Below are 26,906 nucleotides of genomic sequence, written 5' to 3'. Positions count from 1 at the left end.
ATTATAGCATTTTTCCTTCAAGTACACTAGAAAAAATGCGAAAAACTTATACAAGCGTTGTACAGCCCGGACTTTCCTACGAATTCCGGTGTTTTTCGGCTAATTCGTCTATTTTCCGCAGGCGATGATTCACACCTGACTTGCTAACACTGCCCGAAAGCATGTCGCCAACTTCCTTCAAATTCAAGTCAGGATGCGCAAGTCTAATCTCCGCAACCTCTCTTAACTTCTCAGGCAAGCTATCTAGACCGATCTCCCGCTGCAACAATCGAATATTTTCGATTTGTCTGACGGCTGCCCCGATCGTTTTGTTCAAGTTCGCCGTTTCACAGTTCACGATGCGATTAACGGAATTCCTCATATCCTTCATAATCCGGACATCCTCGAAGCGCAGCAGCGCCTGATGGGCCCCAATGATATTGAGAAATTCGATAATTTTCTCGCCTTCCTTGATGTACAGCACGAACCCTTTCTTACGTTCAATGAATCGGGCGTTTAAGTCAAACTTATTCGCAAGCTGTGTTAAAGCTTTGCAGTGCTCTTCATAAATCGAAGCAATCTCCAAATGATAGGAAGATCCCTCCGGGTTATTAACAGAACCGCCAGCCATGAAGGCTCCTCGAAGATAAGCACGCTTGCAGCAATTGCCGCGAATAATGTCCTTGTTAATCCCTGTCGTAAAAATGAAACCCTCCGAGACGATCTTCAAATCACTGAGAAGTTCCTGTACTTGGCCAGGCACCCTAACAATGTACACATTATTCTTCTTTAAACGCATCTTCTTACGCACGAGCAACTCCGTGTGTGTATTATACGTCTTCTTGATCAGCGAGTAAATTCGCCGTGCAATCGCAGCGTTCTCCGTGGATACGTCCAACACGACACGCTGGCTTGTTAACTGAACAGCGCCATTCATCCGAATGAGCGCGGACAGCTCCGCTTTTTCACAGCATGACTCCGAATCATTAATTAATGTTAATTCTTTTTTGGTTGTTGCCGCAAAGGACAAGGGACTCACTTCTTCCTTAACAGCCAGCTTTCGACGAGCTGATAGATATGGTCACTCAATTTCTCTGCATCATGACGAAGATAAGTACGGAATAACACAAGTCGATCTGCAATTACCCGATATCCTCTTTTCGTCACTTCATCCAAATCTAAATGAACCGCTTTTGAACCTTTTTCCGCATACTTGGCTTGCACCTGCGGTGGAATTTCACCATTATTCACGATCACATAATCAAACAAATGCTGACCTAAGTGATCATAAATCGCATCCAGATGATCACTCACAGAATAATCATCGGTTTCGCCTGGCTGTGTCATGACATTACAAATGAACAATTTCACAGCGTTCGATGCCACGATCTCCTTAGCAATCCCTGGAACAAGCAAATTCGGCAGCAAACTTGTATATAAACTGCCAGGACCGCACAAGATGGCATCTGCTTCGCGTATCGCTTGAACGGCTTCTGTAAGTGGGGTTACCCCCGCCGGTTCAATAAATACTCTCTTGATCCGCCCATCGGCCTTCGGAATTTTGGACTCCCCGACAACTAAAGTCCCGTCCTCCATAATGGCTTTCAACACAATGGCTTGATTCGAAGCCGGGAGAACTCTCCCGCGAACAGCGAATACGCGATTCATTTCTTGCACGGCAGTAACAAAATCACCTGTAATATCTGTCAATGCCGCTAGTATTAGATTCCCCAGACTATGTCCGGCTAAACCTGTACCATTCTGAAATCGATACTGAAGCATCAATGACAACAACGGCTCAACGTCTGCTAACGATGTTAACACATTTCGAATATCCCCCGGAGGCGGCATCTGCAATTCACTTCGCAAGATACCAGAGCTGCCTCCATCGTCAGCAACGGTCACGATAGCTGTGATATCAACCGGCTTTTCTTTCAACCCTCTCAGCATAACAGAGAGCCCTGTTCCACCGCCAATAACGACTATTCTGGGCTTACGTTGTAATTGACCAAGCTCCATACTTCTTTCACCCTCTTAATGAGAAAACCTCTATCGAAGCCTCACATAGCCGTCTACACACGGTCCCGTTCGGAATCCCGATGACTTAGACGCACAGTCTCAGTCTCACTGTTCCCCATAACTTTACCTAGATATTCTGTTATTGCAACCGATCTATGTTTACCTCCAGTGCAACCAATACCCACAACAACCTGGCTCTTCCCTTCCTTCTTATACTGAGGCATTAAGAAGTTCAGCATATCGAGCAGCTTTGTCAGAAATTCTTGCGTCTCTGACCACTTCATCACATAGTCATAAACATCTGGATCCTGGCCCGTCTGCGGGCGCAGCTGCTCCACATAGTGAGGATTAGGCAAGAAGCGCACATCAAAGATTAAATCAGCGTCAATAGGGACACCATACTTGAATCCGAAAGAGATTACATTTATAGATATGCGATTAGCTTCTAGATTGGTGAACCGGGAAATGATTCTTTCTTTCAACTGCACCGGTTTCAGACTGCTAGTATCAATCACCTGCGTCGCCAGACCCTTGAGCTCTTCAAGCAACTTACGCTCAAGACCTATTCCCTCAAGTGGCGCTCCGTCTGGTGCCAATGGATGGCGGCGACGGCTCTCTTTGTAACGCTGAACGAGCGTCCCGTCCGTTGCGTCTAGGAATAAAATTTCATAGCTAAGGGTGTAGTTTTCTTGGATATATCGTAAGGACTCTTGGAGCGCAGTGAAAAATTCACGTCCGCGCAAATCAATAACCAAGGCGACTTTGCCGATTTTACCCATCGATTGCACGATCAATTCAGCAAACTTCGGAATCAAGACGGGAGGTAAGTTATCAACGCAGAAGAATCCAAGATCCTCCATGCTTTGAACAGCAATTGTCTTGCCTGCACCCGACATCCCTGTAATAATGACCAGTTTCGCTAAAGGGTGGTTTTCTTCCATGCTTGACACCTTCCTTTGGTGTGCTTTCGCAGATCAGCTTTTGTTATCTACATCTGCGAACCGGTCTTGCCTTCTATCGTAAATTTAATCCTGCAGCTCCAACAACACCAGCATCATTACCAAGTGTAGCAGCAACAATCTCAACACCTTCAGCTGCGGCTTCTGGTGTAAACTTAATGAACGTTTCACGAATTGGTTGGAATAGAATTTCCCCTGCCTTGGAAACACCACCGCCGATAATAAAGCGCTTAGGATTAATGACAACAGCCAGAGCCGCCATCGAACGTCCAATATAATAAGCCGCGCGATTTACGATACGCAAAGCTACTTCATCTCCGCTTTTTGCATCATCAAACACATGCTTAGCTTCAATTTTCTCATGAAGAGCTAGTGATGTACGCTCGCCGCGTTCTACCGCTTCCTTCGCCATGCGAACAATACCTGTTGCGGAAGAAACAGTTTCAAGACATCCCATTTGACCACAGCCGCACTGAATGGCTTCAATGTCAGGCACGATGGACATATGTCCAAGTTCCCCAGCCATACCGGCAGAACCTTGATAAATTTTACTGTTAATAATGATACCGCCACCAACACCTGTTCCAAGTGTATAGCAGACAACGTTCGGGATACCCGCTCCAGCTCCAGACCAAGCTTCGCCAAGCGCAGCTACGTTCGCATCGTTATCAATTTTAACTTGTTTACCCAGAAGTGCTTCAAGCGTCTTCTTCGCAGGTACGTTATGCCATTGCAGGTTTGGTGAAAACTTCACGAAGCCTTCTGGAATATCCATAAATCCAGCCAACCCCGCGCCAATTCCAGCAACTTGCTCCCACGAATAGTCGGATTCTGCGACTACTTGACGTACATATTGCGCAATACGCTCAAGGACCGACTCTGCACCTAATTCAGGTGAAGTAGGGCCTTCTAACGTTTTAAGAAGCTTACCTTGCTCATCACAAATACCCACTTTAATATTCGTGCCGCCTAGATCTACACCGATATAAATTTGATTGGACATTACAAGGTCACCTCATGAATAATCATAAAATTTTCGGGCATTTGCTCCTGTTCCCACTATAAGACAACACTGCCGGGAGGTCAAGATTCATAGCACCCTCTCTAAAATAGAAAACGTGGAAAGCGTAGCCCTCCACGTTGACTGAATTGCCATAAAAATGACTTACAAGGAAATACTCCAGTCGTGTACGCTGTTGCCTTCAAGGAACTTCTCAGCTTCCAACGCTGCAGCACATCCGCTTCCAGCAGCTGTAATAGCCTGACGATACTTCGTATCTTGCACGTCACCACAAGCGAATACGCCTGGGATGTTCGTTTCTGTTGTTCCTGGCTTCACGACGATGTAGCCGTGCTCATCTGTGTCGATTTGTCCACCGAGGAACTTCGTATTCGGCGTATGACCGATCGCTACGAAGATACCGTCTGTTTCAAGGATTTCATCTTCACCTGTTTGGTTGTTTTTCACTTTAAGGCCAGTAACACCTTTATCACCCGCTACAACTTCTAACGGCGTGTTATTCAGTGACCACTTCACCTTCTCGTTTCCACGGGCGCGGTCTTGCATAATTTTGGATGCACGAAGCTCATCGCGGCGATGAACCAAACGCACTTCCGAAGCGAAACGAGTCAAGAAGTTTGCCTCTTCCATAGCAGAGTCACCGCCACCAACGACGATAATCTTTTTGCCACGGAAGAAGAAGCCATCACACGTTGCACAAGTACTTACGCCGCGCCCGATGTTTTCTTTCTCGTTCGTGATGCCAAGCAATCTTGCAGACGCACCTGTTGAGATAATCAGTGTTTCTGTTTCGATCTCGCCAAGTCCTTCTACTTGAAGCTTAAACGGACGGTTCGTCAATTCAACGGAATTAACCCAACCTGTTTTGAATTCAGCGCCAAAGCGTTCTGCCTGCTTGCGCATGTTTTCCATTAATTCTGGTCCCATAATCCCTTCAGGAAATCCTGGGAAGTTCTCTACTTCGGTAGTTGTGGTCAACTGCCCACCTGGTTCTGGTCCTTCAATGACAAGTGGGCTTAGGTTCGCACGAGCCAGGTAAATGGCTGCTGTTAGACCGGATGGTCCTGTTCCTACTACGACTGATTTATACATATGATTTCCCTCCTAGGTGCTTTCCTAAGGAAAGCTCTCTTTAATTAGCGTGATTGATCAGCGATTGCTCAACGCTGTTTAGAGCAAGAACAATCAGTTTATCTATATGTATGAAAGCCGAGGCTTTCATGATGCATCAAGCTCGGCTATCAAAGACTCGTAAACTTATTGAAAATCGCATCCATTTTCTCACGCAAGCCACAGGTATCGTCGATATGCTTCACATGCCGACTGACCGTGGAAACCGTGACGCCATAGCGTGTAGCTACTTCCTGATAGGAAATCGTACGGCGGTGCATTTTGGCAATCAAATATTCTAACGCCGCTGCCCAGCCTGCAGATTTGTGAATCTTCGGCACGTTCGGGTACACCTTCGTCAGAAACTCAACCCACAGAATTTCTAAGTCATACTGTTGAACCATATCGTAACGCTTGTGCATATGCGATAGCGCTGTTTCCATCACTCGCTGCCATGTTGCATCCCACACGGGAAGATGAGGCGAGTACGGAGAAGCTTCTACCATAATGTCCTTATTTTCGAGATAAGCTGGAAGGGACTCGCGGATGCCCATACTTCGCAGAACGAATATGGCAACCTTCTTCAAATAGTCATCCTCTTTGTGATCTAGAATGAAATCCTGAAGCGCGTCTCTCACTTCGTTGTCCGCAATCAAGCCGAAGGCTTGAATAACTTGAAGCTTCGTTTCTACGTCACCATGTCGCAAAGCCCAGAAGAAGGATGACCGCACAAGGGGGTCTTTCTTCAATTGATCAGGAATTCCTTGCGTCGACTTCTCAAGCGCACGGAACTGCTCCTCGAAAGGCAGATGATAGTGGTAGCTCCAAGTAAGCGGAAGCGCCGACTTCTCTCTGACCCGCAATTGCTCTAAGTAGAACTTCGAAATTTCAGCACCAGGATCTAGCTTCTGAACCTGCTTCCACAAACGGTACGCTTCTGCGAAACGACCGATATGGCAGGCAGCAACAGCCGCATAATGGTACAAACAAGGATCTGTTCCCCCGTCCCCCGCCTTCAATAGACGTTTAAACAGATGGTAGGCTTTCTCATGCTGAGCAAGAATACCCATCGTCGTAGCCAACTTGAACACATGTTCTTGTTGGAACGGAAACGTCTTACCTAGCAGTGTAGTCAGCTCAACCAGTTCCTTCTTATTGCCAAAATGTTGATGGAAAATCGCCATATTGCAAAGTGCATGCAGATTACCAGGATCAATAACCAGCACTTCTCGTATTGTTTCCATCGCCTTCTCGAATTGACCCATATAATAATAAGCCAATGCCAGATTATTGCGAGCGGCTGTGAAATCAGGCTGATTCTTCACTAATTTCTCCAACTGCTTTACTGCCTCGCCAAACTTACCTTCCTCGAGCAGCGCACGGGCTTTATCATGCTCGAACAGCCCTTCTCGACTCTTGATGCTAGTGAGAGGGGCGGGACGATCAAGCTCGTAGCTCAGCATTTCCATCATCTCTTCGGATTCGTCCATGAATTGCCCTGTCGGGTCATTCTCCAAATACCGAACCAACGCTTGTTCTGCCTGCTCGAAGTTTTCCATGTTGGCATAGTTGTTCGCCATATAAAAGTGACATTCTGTCATCTCGGGATCAATGGTTTCAAGGATATGCTGCAAAATTTGGTTCGACTCGTCATAATTGCCCACTTCGGAGAGAACTCCTGCGAGATTGCAGTGATTCACAGGGTTATCCTGTTCATACTCTGCAGCCCGCCGGAAATATTTCAATGCCTTATCATAATGAAACCGATCCAAAGATTGAACCGCTCTCTCGAAAAAGAATGCGGCATCCATGTTTATTGAGATAACTTTTGGTTTTGGCGCTTCGGATTTGCGCTTTTTCTTTTCCATAGCAAGACACCTCCGGCAATTTGATTACCATCAAATTATACCATAGATCTCCTAGAAGCCAAAAACATTATCCGAAGGTAAGATATGGTCTTGAAAAATCCTTATACGCCGCCGTATTTGAATAGGGACGATAGGGACCCGCCATCTGTAATAATACGAACCGCATCGGATAGTAAAGGCGCTACAGAAAGCACATTAAACTTATCAGAGTGCCCCTCTGGAATCGCGATGGAATCCGTAATAATAACTTCTTTAATGCTTGGGTGATCGAGACGTTGCAGCGCTGGGCCAGAGAATACAGGGTGTGTTGCACAGATGTAGACATCAAGCGCACCGCGTTCTTTCAGACTTTCCACAACATTAACGATCGTTGTTCCTGTATCAATAAGATCCTCGATAATGATCGGCGTGCGTCCAGCAACATCCCCAATGACGTGTGTAATTACAGATTCATTGTGCTCTGGGCGCTTCTTAATCATCATAGCGAAAGGCGCATCGAGAATGTTAGCCATTTTCTCAGCTGTTGTCGCACGACCCGCATCCGGAGAAACGATAATGGGGTTCGGTAAATTTTTTCTTTTAATGCAATCACTGATTAGATCAAGTGCTGTCAGGTGATCCACAGGAATATTGAAGAAACCTTGGATCGCTGGCGCATGGAGATCAATCGTAACAACACGAGTTGCGCCTGCTGAAGCAAACAAGTCAGCAACTAATTTAGCTGAAATCGGCTCACGCGGAGCTGCTTTACGTTCTTGACGAGAGTAACCATAGTAAGGGATGACAAGGTTGATCGTTTTTGCAGATGCTCTTTTCGCCGCATCCATCATGACCAAAAGCTCCATCATATGCTCATTAATCGGATGGGAGAAGGTTTGTACCAGAAACACGTCGCAGTTACGAATCGTTTCTTCGTAAAGGCAATAAATTTCTCCGCTTTTGAAACGTGATAATTTAATTTGTCCTAGCGGCTGGCCGAGCTCTTTACAAATACTTTCCGCAAGCTTCGGATTCGAAGATCCGGAAAAAATTTTAACATTGTCGCTATGCATGGTTAATGGTTACCTCCGAAGGTTCATTAAATAGATTATATAGTCCTACTCATTATACATGATACGTGTCGAATTTAAAAAGTCACAAGATGTCGTTTTCGAGCAGAAAATGTGGCTATTTCGTTAAATCCAATCGCTTTTAATAACTCTCTAGCCTCTTCCAAATACTGAGACAACCGTTCCGGCTGATGCGCATCCGATCCAAGCGTCACTGAAATTCCCACCTTATGGCAATATTCCAACATGCGGCGGCTCGGAAACATCTCTTTACATGGATGACGCAGGCCTGATGCATTCAACTCAATCGCAAGTCCATACTCTTTAACGGTATCTAACGCCGCTTTCTCCAATTCCCACGTATCGCGATCTGGCACGTAACCAAATCGTTTGATCATATCGATGTGACCGATATAGTCATACAGTCCGGTTCGAACTGCTTTCTTCACTGCCTCGTAGTATTGGGTATAAACTGCAAAAATATCCTTACCTTCCCAACCTGCCAGCTGCCTAAAATCGGAAATATCCCACTCACCTAGAAAATGAACCGAACCGATCACATAATCCCATGGGTATGCGTTAATGATGGCAGCAATTTCACTTTCAAAGCCTTCTACATAATCGCCTTCTAGGCCCACGCGAATATCGATCTGATCCTTATACTTCGCTTTGAGAAGAAGGCATTCTTCTACATAACGGGGTAGCTCTTCCTTCGGCATCGCCATTTCTGGCCAATACGTCTGCGGGTCGACATGCAAAAGCGGCATATGATCAGAAAGCCCCAATTGGGTAAGCCCGATCTCGATGCCGCGTTTGACGTATTCCTCCAGTTCCCCAGAGGCGTGACCGCAGCGCACATGATGTGTATGATAATCAATCAACATCGTGAATTCACTCCAGGTCGTTTACTTTATTTTTTGACGTGACGATTCGCCAGCTCTTTCATAATATCATCCAATGGCAATTTATTATTACGTAAAAGTACCATTAAGTGAAATATAAGATCGCTCGCTTCATAACGAAGCTCTTCATTGTCTTTATTTTTAGCTGCAATAATGACTTCTGCCGTTTCTTCGCCTACTTTTTTGAGGATCTTGTCGACACCTTTTTCGAAAAGGTAAGTCGTATACGCACCCTCAGGACGCTCCGCGTCACGGGAAGCAATAACAGCTTCAAGTTCAGCCAAAATAGCGAAACGGTCGCCGCCAGTAGTAGTAGCAGTTTCCTCAACAGAACCTTCCACTGCGATGTTCGAAGTGAAGCAAGTGTACGAACCATTGTGACATGCAGGTCCTACTTGTTCAACAAGTACAAGCAGCGTATCCGCATCACAGTCGTAGCGAAGTGCTTTTACCTTTTGCGTATGACCGGAAGTTGCCCCTTTATTCCAAAGCTCATTACGTGAACGGCTCCAGAACCACGTGTCCCCCGTTTGAATCGTGCGCTGCAAGGACTCACTGTTCATGTAGGCAAGCATCAGCACTTCTTTACTTACCGCATCTTGCACGATGGCAGGGACAAGTCCTTGCGCGTCGTATTTAATTTGATCCACTGAAAATGTCATCGAATTTCAACCCCTTTACCTTTCAGGTCATCTTTGACCCCGTCTATCGTTAATTCTTTGTAATGAAAAATCGTTGCCGCCAACCCTGCATCGGCCTTGCCTTCGGTAAATACATCGTAGAAGTGTTCCGCTTTTCCCGCTCCGCCAGAAGCAATCACAGGAATCGTCAGCAGCTCGGATACAGCACGTGTAAGTTTCAAGTCGAAGCCGTCCTTCGTTCCGTCCGCATCCATGCTCGTCAGTAAGATTTCGCCTGCACCTAGCTCTTCTACCTGCTTCGCCCACTCCAGAGTCTTAATGCCTGTAGGTTTGCGTCCACCGTGGGTGTACACTTCCCACTCGCCCCACTCGGGATTGAACTTCGCGTCAATAGCTACCACAATACATTGGGAACCGAACTTCCGTGCACCATCCGAAACAAGCTGAGGATTAAGCACCGCTGCCGTGTTGATTCCGATTTTGTCCGCGCCTGCACGAAGGAGACGTTTCATATCATCGACACTTGAAATCCCTCCGCCTACAGTAAACGGAATTGTAATCTCGCCTGCTGTTTGACGAACGACCTCAACCATCGTTGCCCGCCCTTCGACCGAAGCCGAAATATCGAGAAACACAAGCTCATCCGCGCCTTCTTTATCATAAATTGCCGCAAGCTCAACCGGATCACCAGCATCACGTAAATTCACGAAATTTACGCCTTTCACCACTCGGCCATCCTTGACGTCAAGACAAGGGATAATTCTTTTGGCTAACATGCTCAGCACCTCCTTGAGACTATTTCCGCCTTATTTACACAGGGTTAAAAAATTACCCAATAGCTGCATACCGATATCGCCGCTTTTCTCTGGGTGGAATTGCATGCCGTAGACGTTGTCACGACCAACAATTGCTGTTACAGGTTGATAATAGTCAGTCACAGCCAACAAATCGCTTTCCCGCTCTGGCTTTGCATGGTAGGAGTGTACGAAATACACATGCCCTTCTTCAATCCCTTTGAAAATAGGACTCTCACTCTGCTTATAGCTCAGACGATTCCAGCCCATATGCGGCACTTTGTAGTCTCCGCGGAAACGTACAACCGTACCTGGCAGAAGCCCTAGCCCCTCATGCTGTCCATGCTCTTCACTGCTGGAGAACAATAGCTGCATCCCTAAACAGATGCCGATCATAGGCTTGCCAGACGCCGCATACTGCTTCACAACCTCATCTAGACCTGTTTCACGCAGATGCTCCATCGCATCCCCGAACGCACCCACACCGGGAAGGATTGCCCCTTCTGCCGCTAGAATTTGTTCCGGATCTCCCGTCACAACCGCTTCATAGCCGAGCCGCTCAACGGCTTTGCTCACACTATGTAAATTACCCATTCCATAATCAATGATTGCGATCATGCCTACAGCACTCCCTTCGTCGAAGGAACCCCCTGCACACGAGGATCAATCGATGTTGCTTCATCCAGCGCACGTCCCAACGCTTTAAACACACCTTCAATCATGTGATGCGTGTTTTCACCGTAATGCACAATAACATGCAAAGTAATACGAGCTTCTAGCGCAAATTTCCAAAGGAACTCTTTTACCAGCTGTGTTTCAAAGCTGCCAACATTCGCTGTCGGGTATTCGGCACGGTACTCAAAATGCGGACGGTTGCTGATATCAATCACAACTTGAGCCAATGCTTCGTCCATCGGAACGAATACGCTCGCGTAGCGTTTGATGCCTCTTTTGTCGCCTAGCGCTTCACGTAGTGTTTGACCTAGACAAATCCCGATGTCTTCCACTGTGTGATGATCATCGATTTCGATATCGCCTTTGGCATCCACTTTCAAATTGAAATGACCATGCTTGGTGAATAAATCTAGCATATGGTTTAGGAAGGGAACATCTGTTTGGAGCTCCGAAACTCCTGTACCATCCACTTCAAAGGAAAGCTTGATGTCCGTTTCATTCGTCCTACGGGCTACACTCGCTGAGCGAGTTCTTACTTGATCCTGTTCCGCCATCTAGGTCAACTTCCCTTCTTTTTTAAGTCTGATCTCTACAGCACGCGCATGACCTTCCAGCCCTTCATTCCGAGCCAAAGTCATAATCATGTCTCCGTTTGCTAGTAAGGCTTCCTTGCTATAGTGAATGACGCTTGATTTTTTGAGGAAATCGTCCACATTCAGTGGCGATGAGAATCGCGCTGTGCCATTCGTCGGCAGCACATGGTTCGGACCAGCGAAATAATCGCCAACAGGCTCTGTGCTGTAGGCGCCTAGGAAAATAGCACCTGCATTTTCAATTCGCGGCAGCCATGTGAAAGGATCCTGCACAAGCAGCTCACAGTGCTCCGGAGCCAAGCGATTGATCACGTCCACACCCTCGTCGAGTGAGTCGACAAGCAGGATCGCACCTTTCGTCGCTGTCGAGACAGCGGCAATGGCTTTCTTCGGCAGCACATCCAGCTGCCGCCATAGCTCTAGCCGAACCTCTTCGGCTAGCTCACGGGAAGGTGTCACCAGAATCGACGGTGACATCTCATCATGCTCGGCCTGCGCCAGCAAATCGGCCGCGACGTACTCAGGATCGGCGTGCTCGTCGGCGAGCACGACAATGTCTGTTGGTCCGGCGATCATGTCGATATCGACGACGCCGAACACGAAGCGCTTCGCCAGCGCGACGTAGATGTTGCCGGGGCCGACGATTTTATCGACCGGCGCGATCGATTCTGTCCCGTAGGCTAGCGCGGCAATCGCCTGCGCCCCGCCTACGCGGTAGATCTCTTTCACACCCGCTTCGGCTGCTGCCACGAGAATATGCGGGTTAATGCCTTCTTCGCCCGCGGTGGACGGTGGCGTCACCATCGCGATCTCTGGCACCCCCGCGACGATCGCGGGGATGGCGTTCATGAGCACGGAAGACGGGTACGCCGCCTTCCCGCCGGGCACGTACAATCCGACCCGCTTCAGCGGTCGGATGATTTGGCCTAGCAGACTGCCGTCTGGCTGCAGGTCCATCCACGAGTTGCGTTTCTGCTTCTCATGAAACGCACGAATGTTAGCGGCGGCTTGACGCAGCGCCGCCAGGAATGCGGCGTCGACCTGCGCGTACGCCGCTTGGATCTCTTCGTCGCTGACGCGAAGCTCAGCGACGTTGACGCCGTCGAACTGCTGCGCTAGGCGGCGCAGCGCGGTATCTCCGTCCTGCCGCACCTCATCGATGATGCGGCGGACGGACTCATTTTGCTCGGGTGAGCCGTATTCGACCTCGCGGTTTAATTGAAATTCGGAGGCAGGCATAATCCGCATCTTCATCTTCCTCTCATTTTTATTAACTCAAGCTATAATTTCACTATCGGCAGTACGTCCTGCAGCATATCACACAACCGTTGGATGGAATCGTTCTTCATCCGATAACTCACACGGTTTGCAATTAAGCGGCTCGTGATTTGAAAGATTTCCTCTTGCTCTACGAGACCATTTTCTTTCAACGTTTGGCCAGTCTCCACCATATCTACAATGCGGTCAGCTAGTCCGATTAAAGGCGCCAACTCGATCGAACCATTCAACTTAATGACTTCAACTTGCTGTCCTTTTTCCCGGAAATACTGAGAAGCCACATTCGGATATTTGGTAGCAACACGAGGGTTGATCACCTGTTTCCAATCCGGCAATCCAATCACCGACATGCGGCACCTTGCGATTCCTAGATCAAGCAATTCGTAAACATTCCGATTTTCTTCCATCAGAACATCCTTGCCCACAACCCCGATATCGGCAACGCCGTACTCCACATAAGTAGGAACATCGACCGGTTTGGCTAAAATAAATTCCATCTTCGCCCCTGGCACTGGGATAATCAAACGGCGGCCTTCTTCCAGATCCTCTGGAATAGGCAATCCTGCTTTCGTAAACAGTTTCGCTGCTTGTTTATAGATACGGCCTTTCGGCATCGCTACTTTAAGAATATCATCCACCGTTCCAACCTCCTCCAAACTTCCCTCATCTATGCTGAGAGGTTATTCCGCAATCAGCTTCATTACGTGGTATCCCACTCTGTCCAGATCATTGCTTTGTTCTTTCGTGACAAGCTGTGTGATAACGATACTCACTTTAATGTTTTCATCGCTTCGCATATCCTTCGCCAGCTGCAAGGCTTTCTCACGATGCTCCGCATCGTAGGCGATAAGCACACGAACTGGTTGTTCCACTTGCTCTTTACCAGTTACTTCAAGGATGCGATTCGTTTTCAATGCAAACCCTGTCGCTGGAGCTGGACGTCCAAACTGACTCAATAAATTGTCGTAACGGCCTCCACTGCAGACAGGGAAACCTAGTTCAGCAGCGTAGCCTTCAAACGTCATACCTGTATAGTAGGAGAAATCCCCAATCATCGTTAAATCAATGACAACATGCTCGCTAACACCGTAAGCTTTCAGCACATCCCACACTTCGCATAGATGTCGGATCGCGTCCTGTGCGATTGGATGCTGGGAAACCATACGAGCTTGCTCGCAGATTTCATCACCGCCACGAAGCCTTAGCACGCCGTTCAGCTCACGCTCAACATCAGGCGCCAGAGAAAGCGACTTAATCGCTTCCCGGTATCCGACGTAATCACGGCCGAGTAAATGCTCTTTCAAGGAAAGCTGCGCATCGGTGCGTCCGTCCAATGTTTCTTGGAATAATCCGTTCAGAAAACCAACATGGCCAAGTGCAATCTTAAATTTCTCAACGCCAGCAGCTTGCAAAGAAGCAATCGCTAGCGCCACAACTTCGGCATCCGCTTCCGATGTTGCATCACCGATCAACTCAACGCCAGTTTGATAGAACTCTGAATCTCTGCCCGCTTCTTCTTCTATGGAACGAAAAACATTCGAATGATAAGAAAGACGGAGTGGAAACTCTTGTTCCTTTAGAAGCGAGGAAGCTACACGAGCGATTGGAGCTGTTAACTCCGAACGCAGCACGAGCGTTTTCCCTTTGCGATCAAGCAGCTTGAACAGTTTCTTATCCTCTGTCGAGCTTGCTACACCAACTGTATCGTAATATTCAAGTGTAGGTGTAATAATCTGGTTGTAACCCCAGCGTTCCATACAGGCCAATACACGGAATTCTATATTTCTGAGTTTCGTAACCGCATCAGGCAAATAATCTTTCGCGCCTAACGGTTTTTCAAATACTTTTGGCTTCGACACCGTCTCACCTCTATAAGTAGGAGTATAATCAGTTGTTCTCAATTTATTGTTTATCAATTACTTTAGTGCGTTAACGTGCTACCATACTACCAAAATAAAGAATGTACGGATATTTTAACACGTATCTTTAGGACCGTCAATCGTCTACGCCTTGTTCAGCGCTTTAAGAATGGCATATAAACCCATACGTCGTCAACTGTATATGGAGAAGCCTATATTCACGGCTTTATGCTATAACATTTTGGATCTTCCCGCTTTTCATCCACTTATATTGTGTAGTAGCAGTCCCAATACCTCTACCACCTATCTAACTGGAAAACCTCCAGTTAATTTGAGGGAAATCAACGCTTTTCAACGACTAGATGGTTTTTCTACATCTATTTTCGCCGAAAGTAGCTGGTCGAGCTAAATTTACTGAAATTACCAGCAGAAAATCCATCAATTTGCTTTAGCCGCCGAAATCCCATCCATATAGATGCATAAAATCCAGTTATTTGCGCGCCCCGTAGGAGTCTTCACCCAAACGCATACGGATTCTTGAGGCGCATTGTGACGCTGATGTATGCCGGCGATCAGCGTACTTTCTGACAATAGGAAAAGGCATGCTGCCGCGGCAGCATGCCCTCTTCTAGATAAATCTTGATTAGTCTTCCTCTAATGGTCCATTCGGGGTATTACCGCCACCATTAGGTGCCTGTGGTTGACCACCATTTGGAGCATTATTCCCATTTATACCATTACCATTTCCATTAGGCGACTGTAATTGTCCATTACCGTTGCCATTCGGTGCTTCTCCTTTTTGCCCGTTGCCGTTACTGTTACCATTGCCATATGGTGCTGGTGTTGCTCCACCGTTCGGCGCTGGCGTTTGACCGCCATTTGGTACTGGCTTCGGTCCACCATTAGGTCCCGGAGCTTGTGTCGCACTCGGTCCTTGACCTTTGCCTCCTCCGGCACCACCTTTACCACCTTCCTGACCTTGGCCTTCGCTGGTGCCTCCACCGCCTTGCCATTTACCTTTGCCTTTACCGCCGCCTTGACTCTGGCCAACACCCTTAAGCTTCATATAGCCATAGGTGATCGACTCGAGCGTACGGCTATCTACAGCGCCTGTTACCGGCAGCCCATGCTTTTTCTGAAAGTACTTTACCCCCTGAACCGTTGCATTATCGTAGTAACCATTAATATCACCAGAATAGCTGCCTAGTGATTTCAGCATCCCTTGGATCACATACACATCGGGTCCCTGCGCCTCTTTACCGACAGCCAAACTTATTGTCGGCAAGGATAAAAGCAGCATAAGAGCTAGTACTACAACTCCCGCACGCTTTCCTAGAGACCTTCCAAAGTTACCTTTTTTCACATCTGCGATTTTACTACGATTCCATTGCTGCACTTAAGCGACACCTTCCCTTTTCCTATGATTTCACTGCGTCTTTACTATTCCCAAAATGCCATTTTTAATAGTCGTTTTCGGCAGATTCTGGTTCCCTTTACACAACAAAAAAGGACCCAACATCACAATGACGTTGAGCCCATCTTATTTTCCTCTTACTTTGCACTGCCCGACCGAATTACCTGCATCGGATTACCTGCCACGAAGCTATTAGGGGCTACATCCTTATGGACGACAGAACCCGCACCAATAATCGCATAATCACCAATCGTCACACCTGGCAGAATTGTCGTATTAGCCCCAACCATCACATGAGATCCAATACGTACATCACCTAACCGGTATTCCTTTGTCAAATACTCATGCGCCAAGATCGTCGTGTTATAACCAATGATTGTATTACTCCCAATGTAGATCCGCTCGGGGAAAAACACATCCACCATCACCATCAAGGCAAATGCCGAGTGCTCACCAACTGTCATTCCTAGAACACGACGATATATCCAGTTCTTCAACCGCAAGGATGGCGAATAACGGGTAATTTGAATCCAAACGAAATTCCGCATAGCCTTCCACTTACTGACCGTTTGATAAATTTGCCACAGCGCATTTGGGCCATCTACGGGATACTTCTCTGTCTGCCTCAATCAACCTTCACTTCCGACGATATCCCGACTAATGGCAACAGGTCAAACATATCATCAACAATATGATCCGGGTTGTACTGCTCTAAATAAGAGCGCCCCTTCCAGGACCAGGATACACCTACAGATGTAACTCCTGCATTTTGAGCAGCCTCAATATCATAATGACTATCGCCTACCATCATTGCTTCATCAGGTGAACTGCCTAGCTCTTTCAGCGCTGCAAAGATACCCTCGGGGCTCGGCTTTGGTTCTTTTACATCATCCACTGTTACAATAGCGCTGACGTAAGAGTCTAATCCACAAAGTTTCAGTCCCATCAATGTGGTAAGTCTGATTTTACTTGTCACGATTCCGATTTTGATACCTTTTTCGTGAAGTTTTGCCATTACCGTACGCACGTTCGGGAATTCCTGCACAAGCTCATCATGTTTAGCAAGGTTAAACGTACGATATTTAGTAATCAGCGCCTCAACTTCTTTTTTGCCTGTAAAAAACTCCATTTGCTCCACTAGCGGGCGACCCATATTGGGAATAATAAGCTCCCTACTAATAGGTTCAGGTGTTTCGCCTTCCAAGCTATGCAAGAACGATTGTACAATTAATTCATTCGTGTCTACAATCGTGCCATCCAAATCAAATAGTACGGTTTGAATCATAGTTGACTCCTTTATCTGTCTCTTCATCATTGACTACTTTGTTTTTATCAAGCACTAGCGTAGATACAATTGGATCCGAGTAACGTTCATTGGAATAGCCTTTTTTCCTTCTAATAATGATCATGATCACGGCCGCAATGACAATTAGCAATGCAAGGAGTTGGGAGAAACGAATATTCCCTCCATATGTCAGTACGCCTGGTTCAAACACAATTTTCATAGGTGACCATAACGCATTCATCAATGAAGCCAACCAACCTGGCCCTGTGATATCTAAGCTGTCAGTACGAATCCCTTCAATGAAGAAACGACCGATCGAATACCAGATGAAATAACTTAGAAATAGCTCTCCTGCCCGTAAAAAGGGCCTGCGACGAAGCCAGAACAAGAACAGCAGACCTACAAAGCTCCATATCGATTCATACAAAAAAGCAGGGTGGTAGAATGTCCCCTCGATGTTCATTTGATTTACGATAAAATTCGGTAAATGCAAGGTATCTCTCAAAAACGACTCTTCTACCGGACCGCCGTGAGCTTCCTGATTCATGAAATTGCCCCAACGGCCGATTGCTTGTCCAACAATTAGACCCGGCGCAAGGATATCAGCAATTCGAAAGAAGTTGTATCCTTTGGCCCGAATATAGAATGAAGTACCGATAATAGCCCCGATCAGAGCGCCATAAATTGCAATCCCGCCGTGCCATATCATGAATACTTCCCATAAATTATCCTTATAATCAGCCCATTGGAAAGCTACATAATAAATTCTAGCCCCAATAATGGCAGAAGGAACCCCAATTAACAATAAATCCATGAAGAAGTCAGGTACGATTTTGAATCGTTTCCCTTCCCTGATTGCCAACATTAAACCGATTAATGCGGCTGTTCCCAAAATAATACCATACCACCTTACATGAATCGGCCCTAAGGAGAACGCAATACTTTCTAACATAGTTCCACTCCTTTATTTAGTGAGCTTACGCCCTCTTTGAGAAAACCTTTATCGAGGCCATTCATGGATGAGCGACCGCGTTTAATGGTTGATTTTATCGCCAATAGGAAAGCAGTTCTCGGGAACCGAAAACTTATACTTTCCTATGTGGTCAATCAAAATCCTCAAAATCTTCATTCAATGATTCTGTCAGCTTATTCGTAAACTGCAGCGCCGCGTTATAACCCATACGCTTTAAGCGATAATTCATAGCAGCAACTTCAACAATGACGGCTAAATTTCGGCCTGGTCTTACAGGTATCGTAACTAGCGGCAGGTCAGTATCGATAATCCGCGTTAGCTCCTCATCTAAGCCCAAACGATCGTATTGCTTCTCTTGCTGCCAGTTCTCCAGTTTCACAACAACTGAAATCTTCTTCACATTACGAATCGCGCCTGCACCGAATAGTGTCATGACGTTAATGATACCTACACCGCGGATCTCAAGTAAGTGTCGAATCAACTCTGGGGCATTACCTGTTAATACTTTATCGCCATTTTGCCTAATTTCAACCGCATCATCCGCAATCAGTCGATGCCCTCGTTTTACAAGCTCAAGCGCAGTTTCACTCTTTCCGATCCCACTGCTACCGGTAATCAACATACCTACCCCATAGACATCAACAAGTACACCATGGATTGTCGTGCTGGGCGCAAGCTTATTTTCAAGAAAACCAGTTAATCTGCTTGCAAAAATAGTCGTTGACAGCTGCGTTCTTAGCACCGGAAGATCACGCTTAGTTGCCTCCTCAAGCAATTCCACGGGAACGTCCAGTCCTCTCGTCACAATAATACACGGCGTTTCCTCAGGGGCACAAAGCTGCTCCACCCGGTTTCTACGAACCCCCGTCGTCAACATCTCTATAAACGTAATCTCTGTTTTTCCAAGCATCTGAATTCGCTCTTTGGGATGGTAATTGAAATATCCCGCCATTTCAAGACCAGGGCGATACAAGTCACCAGTAGTAATCTGACGCTTCAGTCCACCCTCTCCTGCTAACACTTCCATATGTAGCTGTTCCATCATTTCGGAAACCTTTACCTTTTTGGCCATTGTCCTAACTCCTCCGAATTTGCTTATGTACCATATGCTTTCCCTTGTTGCACGCAGGCTTCCAATAGTTTCATCGTAATGGAATACCTAATTGAAATCAACTACTGTGTTCATGAACCTCGAAATAAACAAAAAAACCAGCCGATAACGGCTGGCCTTTCAGTACAATCCTATAGGTTTGGGTTAACCAAGATGGAAAGTGTTGATTCTTTATCGAAGAAATGAACTTTGTTCATGTCTAGTGCCAATTTAACGTTAGTACCTTCTTTGATTCCGGAACGACCGTCAACACGAGCGATTACTGTGTTAGCCCCGATACCGTTCAAGTACAAGTACATTTCGTGTCCCAAGTTCTCAGTCAATTCAACGTTAACGTTGAATACTGTTTTCGGGGAAGCTTCCAAGAATACTGGCTCTTCGTGAATATCTTCTGGACGAACTCCCAGAATCACTTCTTTGCCAACGAATCCTTTGTCTTTAAGAACTTGTGCTTTACCAGCTGGAACTTCAACGTTGACAGTACCTGCTTTGAAGAATACACCGCCGCCTTCAGATGCCAATGTTCCGGACATGAAGTTCATGGATGGGGATCCGATGAAACCAGCTACGAACATGTTCACTGGGAAGTTGTAGATTTCTTCTGGTGTAGCAGCTTGTTGAATAATACCTTTATCCATAACAACGATACGATCGCCCATTGTCATTGCTTCGATTTGGTCATGCGTTACGTAGATCGTTGTAACACCAAGACGTTTTGTAAGTTTTGTGATTTCCGCACGCATTTGTACACGAAGTTTCGCATCCAAGTTGGAAAGCGGCTCATCCATTAAGAATACTTGTGGCTCACGAACAATCGCACGACCCAAGGCAACACGTTGACGTTGACCACCGGAAAGAGCTTTTGGCTTACGATCAAGCAAGTGAACGATATCTAGAATTTTCGCTGCTTCGCGAACGCGAGCATCGATATCAGCTTTTTTGAATTTACGAAGTTTCAATCCGAATGCCATGTTTTGATAAACAGTCATATGCGGATAAAGAGCGTAGGATTGGAATACCATCGCGATATCGCGATCTTTTGGAGCTACGTCATTTACAAGGCGGTCTCCGATGTAAAGTTCACCTTCAGTGATTTCCTCTAAGCCTGCGATCATACGAAGAGTTGTGGATTTTCCGCAACCGGATGCACCAACAAGAACTACGAACTCTTTGTCAGCAACTTCAAGATGGAAATCTTTAACTGTTGATTCTTCTGCACCAGAATATCTTTTAACGATATGATTTAAACGTACGCCTGCCATGATTTCATTCCCCCTACAATTTATCGTTCAAATGCTTTATTTATCAACATTTCTATATACACATCTTACCCTACAAGCGGCGGACTGACTATGCACAATCCCTACAAAAAAATCACTTTCTTTTCGTTACTTTGTACAATAGCAAGGCCAGTCGTACCAAAACAGCATGATTAAACGTTCTAACATCCAGTCCCGTTTCGTTCTTGAACTTGTCCAACCGATAAAGCAAGGTATTGCGATGAATATAAAGCTTCTTCGCGGTTTCACTAACATTACAGTCTAGTGTAAAGAAATGCTCCAGCGTCGTTACCGTCTCGCTATCCAGTACATGATCTGTGCCGCGGAGCACCTGCTCAAGGAAATCTGTTTTCTCCTCTTCCTCTATAAGGTGCAACAACTTCTCAAGACGAAGCTCCCAACGCAGATGAATAAAGCTGCCTACGTGGAAGGATCGGCCCAGCATAATGGTTTCACGCAGCTTAAGCACGGTAGCAAACAAAGACTTCGCCGGTTTCACAGGGAAATCAATGGCAAGATGGCATTCACCTACCCATTCATTTGCCAACATCTCATATAAACCTGAGCCAAGTGCATCAAGGGTTTGCTCAACACTTTCTTCCTCGTCCCCATCGCGTTCTTCGCTACCGCTAGTAATAAGGACCTCTGGTGCTAGGATTAACCACTCTTTTTCCAGTAAAGGAATCAGAATAATCTCCGCTTCAAAAAAAGATTCCAACAGCTTCTTAAGCTCCGTATAGGAAACACGCTGGTTCTGAGGATAGTCCCCATACAACAAGAGAGGGATTTTGGTTGAATACAACGATGACTGTGAAGCAAGCGCATCTGGAAGCTCTGCATGACCTGTACCGCGTTCCATTTGCTGCAGCAGCCAATCTCTTAATTGATTCGACTTCCTTTCATCTTCAGACAGATAGGAACCGAATTGCTTTTTCTCTACAGTTTGCTTGGATTCGATCGTAAGTTCGACAAGTTTGCGTTCTGAAACAGACAACTTACTCCCATTTATCTTTAGAACACGAACTTCTTTATGATCCTGTGAAATGAAGAAAAGAACTTCCTCTCCCCGGATCACACTACGACTCAATCCTTCTTGGCGCTCTCCCTGATCCTCCACAAGCTGGTGCCATTCGGAATCCGGTATCAGGCTTATCTGTATTGGCGACTGTAAAACCGCTTCCAATCGCTCCTTGACATGCTCCCAAATCATCTGCCTTCACTCCTTATTGCCTATAGCATCTTCTATATTTATCTCTCTATTGTACCATATGTCTGCCTATTCCTGTGAATCGAAAGGAACCCTCCTGCCACAATTGGCAAGAAGGTCCATATGAAAGAGGTCCTATTTGATTACGCGGCGAGCTGTTACGTAGTGATCTGCCCACCATTCTTTATTCATCGAGGTGAATTTGACTCCACCCTCACCGTACGTATGAATCATCATGCCGTTACCAACATAAATACCGACATGTCCAATGTTTTTACCGGAATCAGGCGTTGTAAAAAAGACCAAGTCTCCGGTCTGTAAATTGCTTTTACTAACGAAAGTGCCTTCCTTCGCTTGATCGCGAGAAACACGTGGCAGTGTAATCCCATAAGCAGCAAACACCGTTTTTGTAAAAGAAGAACAATCCATTGTTTTGGTTTGACCATATTTTGCACCAAATACATAGGGAGTTCCAAGATATTTCTGAGCGGTTAGGATCAACTCGGCTTTCAAACGATCCTTAGCTGAAAGAATACTTCTTCCGCCAATAAAGCTACCTTTAAGTTCACTTACATTGCGAGTGACGACTTCGTCTTTGCTCTGGGATGCCATAACCATTTTACCTTGGCCTACATAGATCCCAGCAAACGTTGGTTTTGAACCACTACCAAAGAACAAGACGTCACCTGGCTCAGCTTTATCTATTTTCGTAATTTTCGTGGATTTCATGTTGAATTGATCCGCTAAAGTTCTAGGTACTGTGTAATTTAACGTTTCATAGACATAATAGATCAGTCCTGATGAATCAAACCCTGCAGAAGGTGTTTCATCACTTTTGGAGTAATCTACGCCAACCATTTTTTTGGCCAAAGAAACGGCATCCATATCATCATTTGCAGCATAAGCGGAAACAGCAGTTGTTGCTGATAATGCGATCGTAATCGCAGCAGTTATTCCTAGCGTGCGGTGTGCAAGACTCTTTAACATTGTATTTCCTCCTGTACGTGCTCTCTTGGGTGAGTTGGGTAAAATGGAAAACATCTCAGTTACTAGTACAAGATTACCATGGTAATGAAAAGACTTTCATTCCTAAAATATTTCCTAACAACCATGACATTGGCAATGGTGCCAATTGTTTCATTTCTTTAAAAATACAACTTCATAGGTGTCATCCTCATATTCTTCATAGTTTTGGAAATAATTGTAGTAGCACTTTTTGGTTTTGATTCTCGTTAACTATGGAGGTGACAAGCATGAAAGATCATAATCATTATCCAACCTTTGATGTCATGGAAGAAAGCAGGGAATGGGATGTACACACGAGATCCATTGTGAAAGCTCGACTAATTCGTGAACACGCATACGGATATGTAACAATCATTGAGGCCGAAACGCTTCGTGCTTGGTGTTCACTGCTTATGGACGATTATCGCGGAGAAATCATTCAATACGTCATTAACCATATCGATCAGGTATTATCTGAAAATAAAGGTGAGGGACACCGGAAAGTGAGCACACCTCCGGTTCGACTACTTTTACGTCATGGACTTAAAGCAATTGACGAAACAGGATGGATTGCGAATAGTCAGCCTTTCTTTCAATTAGATGAGACAAACCAACGGAGCATTATGCTTCAGATCAGCAACGATAGCTATCCACCTACGAAAAATTGGGAAGGCATTCCTCAAAAGATCTTATTCCAAAAGCTTCTTCAACTCTGCGTAGAAGCCTACTATGCTCATCCTTTAGTTTGGTCGGAAATTGGGTTTGGAGGGCCTGCTTATCCTCGCGGATACACCCTTCATAGTCCTGACCAACTTGAATCCTGGGAGGCTGCGAAACGATCATGAAGTGGCGCTATGAAAATGAAACCGTAGACATTGTTATCGTAGGAGCAGGCGCTGCTGGAGGTGTTCTAGCCAAAGAACTCAGTGAAGCTGGGCTTGGTGTAGTTGTGATTGATGCTGGGCCTTGGCGTGATCCTGAGAAGGATTTTGCAAGTGATGAACTGAGTATGAAGCACCTAACTTGGGAGGATACACGTCTTGTTGATGCAGCAGATCCATTCGTTACTGGAAAGCATCAGTCTGGAAAAGGGATTGGCGGCGGCACTCAGAACTTTACGGGGGTTTTTCTGCGATTTCATGAATCTGATTTCAAAACGAAGGCCATTGATGGCGTTGGGGAAGATTGGCCCATTCATTATAAAGATTTGGAACCCTATTACTCGCGTATTGAAAAAGAAATCTCCGTTTCCGGCCCTAAGCACTTCCCGTGGGGAAATTTTCACGGTCCATATCCCTTTCCAGAACTAGATTCACTTAGCCCTAATGCCGTCTTATTTCACAAAGGCTGCAAATCTCTCGGTATTCAATCCGCACCTACACCCTTAGCCATCCTCTCTAACCCGTTGGAAGGCCGCTCTGCTTGCATCAATCGTGGGTTCTGCCTGCAAGGTTGCATCCCTAATGCGAAATTTAGCACATTGATCGTGCACATTCCTAAAGCAGTTCAAGCAGGCGCCGAAATTCTCGCAGACTGCAGGGTCACTCAAATCGAAGTTAATGACTATGGCCATGCTTGCGGGGTTCTGTTCGTCCACGAAGGCATAACCTATCGGCAGCGTGCCAAAACGGTTATCCTCTGTGCGCACGTTGTGGAAACACCTCGTTTGCTACTCCACTCCGCCACACCGCATTTCCCTGATGGATTAGCTAATTCCAGCGGATGGGTAGGCAAGGCGATTATGACGCATAGCAGCAACGATGTTTATGCCAAGTTTGAAGAGGAAGTCCGATTGTACAAAGGAACACCCGTGCTGGCATCTACCCAAGATTTCTATGAGACAGATCCACGTAGAGGTTTTGTCCGCGGGTATACCATACATGCTCACGGCTCTCGGCCTATAGAGATGGCAGAAGGCATTCGCAAGGCCAATGAGGCGCCTTTGTGGGGCTCGTCCTTCAGAAAAGCGATGCAGGATTACAACTTCTATGGTCGTCTCAAAATGGTCGGAGAGGTTCTTCCCAATTGGAACAATCACGTTGCGCTAGCTGATGAAAAAGATGAATATGGCATACCTATGGCTTCCTTAGCCTTCAATTACTGCGATAACGATCTCAAGCTCCTGGATCATGCTGTTGAAAATATGAAGTTGATCCTCCGTGCAGCTGGTGGAGAGATCTCCTATGTCGTTCCAGATACACAACATCTGATGGGTGGTTGCCGGATGGGCAATGACGCCGCTACATCCGTGGTGAACACGTACGGTCAAAGTCATGACATCCCGAACCTTTTCATTTGCGACGCTAGCCTATTCGTCACCTCTAGTGGAGGCAATCCTACGCTTACCGTAATGGCTCTAGCAGCAAGAACTGCTGATTACATTATTGACCTTGCCAGCTCCTGATTGTTATCCTTAACAACAAGTAACTAAAGGAAGGAGCTTGTCATTTCTATGGCCATTGCAGAATTCACCATAATCCCCATCGGAACAGCCACAACCAGCCTAAGCGGCTATGTCGCTGACCTCCATAAAGAATTAGAGCGACATGCAGATATCCGCTTTCAAATGACACCCATGGGTACCATCTTGGAGGGCCCCTTAGACCGCTTATTCGAGGTCATCCGTGCCGTCCACGAGGTTCCCTTCTTGCATGGAGCTGCTCGTGTCTCCACGTCCATCAAAATCGATGATCGCCGCGACAAGCACGCCTCCATGGAACAAAAAATGAAGTCCGTCGCTGACAAGCTCTGAACAGCAAAAAAGCATCCTGCTATAGGATGCTTTTTCTATAATATAATGGAAACAAAAAAAGACCCTACGGTCTTGTACGTTTGCTTATAAAAGTGAGTCATGTAGGATTCGAACCTACGACACCCTGATTAAAAGTCAGGTGCTCTACCAACTGAGCTAATGACTCGTAGGTGAAAGGAAAATGGAGGCTGATGGATTCGAACCACCGAACTCGAAGAGAGCAGATTTACAGTCTGCCGTGTTTAGCCACTTCACTAAGCCTCCAGATACGAGATACCCGTACTGCCAAAGCAATACAACCATCTCAATGGCTTTGGACGGAATCGAACCGCCGACACGAGGATTTTCAGTCCTCTGCTCTACCGACTGAGCTACAAAGCCAAATGATTATTTATAGCATGTCCTACATTAATTGTAAAAGAAATGGCGGAGCTGACGGGATTCGAACCCGCGGTCTCCTGCGTGACAGGCAGGCATGTTAGGCCACTACACCACAGCTCCATGCTACAAAGGTCTTACCATAAAAATGGTGCCGTCGAGAGGACTTGAACCCCCAACCTACTGATTACAAGTCAGTTGCTCTACCAGTTGAGCTACAACGGCGTAAAGATAATGGTGGAGGCTGACGGGATCGAACCGCCGACCCTCTGCTTGTAAGGCAGATGCTCTCCCAGCTGAGCTAAGCCTCCATCTGGTGTTTGGTTTTATGGTAGCGGCAGAGGGGCTCGAACCCCCGACCTTACGGGTATGAACCGTACGCTCTAGCCAGCTGAGCTACGCCGCCACATAAAAGTGTATATATATTTGGAACTGGCGGAGAGAGAGGGATTCGAACCCTCGCACCACTTACGCAGTCTAACCCCTTAGCAGAGGGTCCCCTTATAGCCACTTGGGTATCTCTCCAAGATATATATACGATTCAGGAATAGTATTCCCTGAAAACTAGATACGAAACTTCAACGTAGGTATTTCTCTTAGGAATTTTGGTTAAGCCCTCGACCGATTAGTATTCGTCAGCTGCATACGTTGCCGCACTTCCACCTCGAACCTATCAACCTCGTCGTCTACAAGGGGTCTTACATACTGGGAAATCTCATCTTGAGGGGGGCTTCGCGCTTAGATGCTTTCAGCG

At 46.3% G+C, this 26,906-nt stretch carries 26 protein-coding genes, 8 tRNA genes and 1 rRNA gene; 3 read left to right on the top strand and 32 right to left on the bottom strand.

The window, feature by feature from the left end; translation table 11 throughout:
* Positions 1-76: 76 nt before the first annotated feature.
* From whiA to L6I86_RS32505, 23 genes are all read right to left on the bottom strand, one after another.
* On the bottom strand, positions 77-1,009 hold the full coding sequence (gene whiA, locus L6I86_RS32615) for a DNA-binding protein WhiA (protein WP_056611259.1): 933 nt from the start codon (positions 1,007-1,009) through the stop codon (positions 77-79).
* 5 nt (positions 1,010-1,014) lie between these two features.
* The gene (locus L6I86_RS32610; protein ID WP_056611262.1) at positions 1,015-1,998 is read right to left on the bottom strand and encodes a gluconeogenesis factor YvcK family protein; all 984 of its coding nucleotides are present in this window, start codon (positions 1,996-1,998) and stop codon (positions 1,015-1,017) included.
* A 53-nt stretch (positions 1,999-2,051) separates the two neighbouring features.
* Positions 2,052-2,939 carry an RNase adapter RapZ gene (gene rapZ, locus L6I86_RS32605; protein ID WP_056611265.1) on the bottom strand — a complete coding sequence of 296 codons (888 nt, stop codon included), beginning with the start codon at positions 2,937-2,939 and terminating at the stop codon, positions 2,052-2,054.
* Between the two features lie 73 nt (positions 2,940-3,012).
* Positions 3,013-3,960 carry an ROK family glucokinase gene (locus L6I86_RS32600; protein ID WP_236292866.1) on the bottom strand — a complete coding sequence of 316 codons (948 nt, stop codon included), beginning with the start codon at positions 3,958-3,960 and terminating at the stop codon, positions 3,013-3,015.
* A 162-nt stretch (positions 3,961-4,122) separates the two neighbouring features.
* A complete protein-coding gene (gene trxB, locus L6I86_RS32595; RefSeq protein WP_056611271.1) occupies positions 4,123-5,070 on the bottom strand; it encodes a thioredoxin-disulfide reductase in 948 nt (315 codons plus the stop codon).
* Positions 5,071-5,219: 149 nt separating this feature from the next.
* Positions 5,220-6,956 carry a tetratricopeptide repeat protein gene (locus tag L6I86_RS32590; RefSeq protein ID WP_236292865.1) on the bottom strand — a complete coding sequence of 579 codons (1,737 nt, stop codon included), beginning with the start codon at positions 6,954-6,956 and terminating at the stop codon, positions 5,220-5,222.
* A 101-nt stretch (positions 6,957-7,057) separates the two neighbouring features.
* Entirely contained in the window at positions 7,058-8,008 is a 951-nt protein-coding gene (locus L6I86_RS32585; RefSeq protein WP_056611278.1) for a ribose-phosphate diphosphokinase, read from the bottom strand.
* A 74-nt stretch (positions 8,009-8,082) separates the two neighbouring features.
* The gene (gene hisJ, locus L6I86_RS32580; protein WP_236292864.1) at positions 8,083-8,889 is read right to left on the bottom strand and encodes a histidinol-phosphatase HisJ; all 807 of its coding nucleotides are present in this window, start codon (positions 8,887-8,889) and stop codon (positions 8,083-8,085) included.
* 26 nt (positions 8,890-8,915) lie between these two features.
* Positions 8,916-9,569 carry a bifunctional phosphoribosyl-AMP cyclohydrolase/phosphoribosyl-ATP diphosphatase HisIE gene (gene hisIE / locus L6I86_RS32575; protein ID WP_236292863.1) on the bottom strand — a complete coding sequence of 218 codons (654 nt, stop codon included), beginning with the start codon at positions 9,567-9,569 and terminating at the stop codon, positions 8,916-8,918.
* On the bottom strand, positions 9,566-10,324 hold the full coding sequence (gene hisF / locus L6I86_RS32570; RefSeq protein ID WP_236292862.1) for an imidazole glycerol phosphate synthase subunit HisF: 759 nt from the start codon (positions 10,322-10,324) through the stop codon (positions 9,566-9,568). Before hisF ends, hisIE begins: the two co-directional genes overlap by 4 nt.
* A 30-nt stretch (positions 10,325-10,354) precedes the next feature.
* A complete protein-coding gene (gene hisH, locus L6I86_RS32565) occupies positions 10,355-10,960 on the bottom strand; it encodes an imidazole glycerol phosphate synthase subunit HisH (RefSeq protein ID WP_236292861.1) in 606 nt (201 codons plus the stop codon).
* Positions 10,961-10,962: 2 nt separating this feature from the next.
* Complete coding sequence (hisB, locus tag L6I86_RS32560; RefSeq protein WP_236292860.1) at positions 10,963-11,571, bottom strand: imidazoleglycerol-phosphate dehydratase HisB; 609 nt, start codon at positions 11,569-11,571, stop codon at positions 10,963-10,965.
* Positions 11,572-12,858 (bottom strand): histidinol dehydrogenase, encoded by a 1,287-nt coding sequence (gene hisD / locus L6I86_RS32555; protein ID WP_056611297.1) that lies wholly within the window; start codon positions 12,856-12,858, stop codon positions 11,572-11,574.
* Positions 12,859-12,890: 32 nt separating this feature from the next.
* Positions 12,891-13,526, bottom strand: coding sequence for an ATP phosphoribosyltransferase (gene hisG, locus L6I86_RS32550; RefSeq protein ID WP_056611299.1), 636 nt, complete (start codon positions 13,524-13,526; stop codon positions 12,891-12,893).
* Between the two features lie 42 nt (positions 13,527-13,568).
* Entirely contained in the window at positions 13,569-14,747 is a 1,179-nt protein-coding gene (locus L6I86_RS32545) for an ATP phosphoribosyltransferase regulatory subunit (protein WP_236292858.1), read from the bottom strand.
* Between the two features lie 643 nt (positions 14,748-15,390).
* The gene (locus L6I86_RS32540) at positions 15,391-16,143 is read right to left on the bottom strand and encodes a peptidoglycan-binding domain-containing protein (protein ID WP_236292856.1); all 753 of its coding nucleotides are present in this window, start codon (positions 16,141-16,143) and stop codon (positions 15,391-15,393) included.
* 155 nt (positions 16,144-16,298) lie between these two features.
* Positions 16,299-16,790 carry an acyltransferase gene (locus L6I86_RS32535; protein ID WP_236292854.1) on the bottom strand — a complete coding sequence of 164 codons (492 nt, stop codon included), beginning with the start codon at positions 16,788-16,790 and terminating at the stop codon, positions 16,299-16,301.
* The gene (gene ppaX, locus L6I86_RS32530) at positions 16,787-17,446 is read right to left on the bottom strand and encodes a pyrophosphatase PpaX (protein WP_236292852.1); all 660 of its coding nucleotides are present in this window, start codon (positions 17,444-17,446) and stop codon (positions 16,787-16,789) included. The genes L6I86_RS32535 and ppaX overlap by 4 nt, the downstream gene beginning before the upstream one ends.
* Positions 17,424-18,398: a prolipoprotein diacylglyceryl transferase gene (gene lgt / locus L6I86_RS32525; protein WP_236292850.1), complete on the bottom strand. Its 975-nt coding sequence runs from the start codon at positions 18,396-18,398 to the stop codon at positions 17,424-17,426. Before lgt ends, ppaX begins: the two co-directional genes overlap by 23 nt.
* 151 nt (positions 18,399-18,549) lie before the next feature.
* Complete coding sequence (hprK, locus tag L6I86_RS32520) at positions 18,550-19,491, bottom strand: HPr(Ser) kinase/phosphatase (RefSeq protein ID WP_236292848.1); 942 nt, start codon at positions 19,489-19,491, stop codon at positions 18,550-18,552.
* Positions 19,492-19,661: 170 nt separating this feature from the next.
* Positions 19,662-20,792, bottom strand: coding sequence for an ABC transporter ATP-binding protein (locus L6I86_RS32515; RefSeq protein WP_056611312.1), 1,131 nt, complete (start codon positions 20,790-20,792; stop codon positions 19,662-19,664).
* A gap of 112 nt (positions 20,793-20,904) precedes the next feature.
* Positions 20,905-22,020 carry a PucR family transcriptional regulator gene (locus tag L6I86_RS32510; protein ID WP_236292846.1) on the bottom strand — a complete coding sequence of 372 codons (1,116 nt, stop codon included), beginning with the start codon at positions 22,018-22,020 and terminating at the stop codon, positions 20,905-20,907.
* 132 nt (positions 22,021-22,152) lie between these two features.
* Positions 22,153-23,004 (bottom strand): NlpC/P60 family protein, encoded by an 852-nt coding sequence (locus L6I86_RS32505; protein ID WP_236292845.1) that lies wholly within the window; start codon positions 23,002-23,004, stop codon positions 22,153-22,155.
* Between the two features lie 266 nt (positions 23,005-23,270).
* On the opposite strand from L6I86_RS32505, the gene L6I86_RS32500 reads away from it, so the two are divergent.
* Genes L6I86_RS32500 through L6I86_RS32490 form a run of 3 tightly spaced genes read left to right on the top strand, consistent with a single transcriptional unit; the run spans position 23,271 to position 25,774 of the window.
* Positions 23,271-23,867, top strand: coding sequence for a gluconate 2-dehydrogenase subunit 3 family protein (locus L6I86_RS32500; RefSeq protein WP_236292844.1), 597 nt, complete (start codon positions 23,271-23,273; stop codon positions 23,865-23,867).
* Positions 23,864-25,426 (top strand): GMC family oxidoreductase, encoded by a 1,563-nt coding sequence (locus L6I86_RS32495; RefSeq protein ID WP_236292843.1) that lies wholly within the window; start codon positions 23,864-23,866, stop codon positions 25,424-25,426. Before L6I86_RS32500 ends, L6I86_RS32495 begins: the two co-directional genes overlap by 4 nt.
* Positions 25,427-25,474: 48 nt before the next feature.
* Positions 25,475-25,774 (top strand): MTH1187 family thiamine-binding protein, encoded by a 300-nt coding sequence (locus L6I86_RS32490; RefSeq protein ID WP_236292841.1) that lies wholly within the window; start codon positions 25,475-25,477, stop codon positions 25,772-25,774.
* A 93-nt stretch (positions 25,775-25,867) separates the two neighbouring features.
* Here the strand turns inward: L6I86_RS32490 and L6I86_RS32485 are convergent.
* The 9 genes from L6I86_RS32485 to L6I86_RS32445 all read right to left on the bottom strand — a co-directional run.
* Positions 25,868-25,940 (bottom strand) — tRNA-Lys (locus L6I86_RS32485).
* Between the two features lie 16 nt (positions 25,941-25,956).
* A tRNA-Tyr gene (locus tag L6I86_RS32480) sits at positions 25,957-26,038 on the bottom strand.
* A 44-nt stretch (positions 26,039-26,082) separates the two neighbouring features.
* A tRNA-Phe gene (locus L6I86_RS32475) sits at positions 26,083-26,155 on the bottom strand.
* A 43-nt stretch (positions 26,156-26,198) separates the two neighbouring features.
* Positions 26,199-26,275, bottom strand: a tRNA-Asp gene (locus L6I86_RS32470).
* A gap of 26 nt (positions 26,276-26,301) precedes the next feature.
* A tRNA-Thr gene (locus tag L6I86_RS32465) sits at positions 26,302-26,377 on the bottom strand.
* Positions 26,378-26,387: 10 nt separating this feature from the next.
* A tRNA-Val gene (locus tag L6I86_RS32460) sits at positions 26,388-26,463 on the bottom strand.
* Positions 26,464-26,481: 18 nt separating this feature from the next.
* A tRNA-Met gene (locus tag L6I86_RS32455) sits at positions 26,482-26,558 on the bottom strand.
* 27 nt (positions 26,559-26,585) lie between these two features.
* A tRNA-Ser gene (locus L6I86_RS32450) sits at positions 26,586-26,677 on the bottom strand.
* A gap of 80 nt (positions 26,678-26,757) precedes the next feature.
* Positions 26,758-26,906: ribosomal RNA gene (locus tag L6I86_RS32445) — 23S ribosomal RNA — on the bottom strand; the annotation flags it as partial.

It is taken from the genome of Paenibacillus allorhizoplanae (genome assembly GCF_927798215.1).
Lineage (GTDB): Bacteria > Bacillota > Bacilli > Paenibacillales > NBRC-103111 > Paenibacillus_E > Paenibacillus_E allorhizoplanae.
This window is presented reverse-complemented; position numbering and strand designations above follow the sequence as displayed.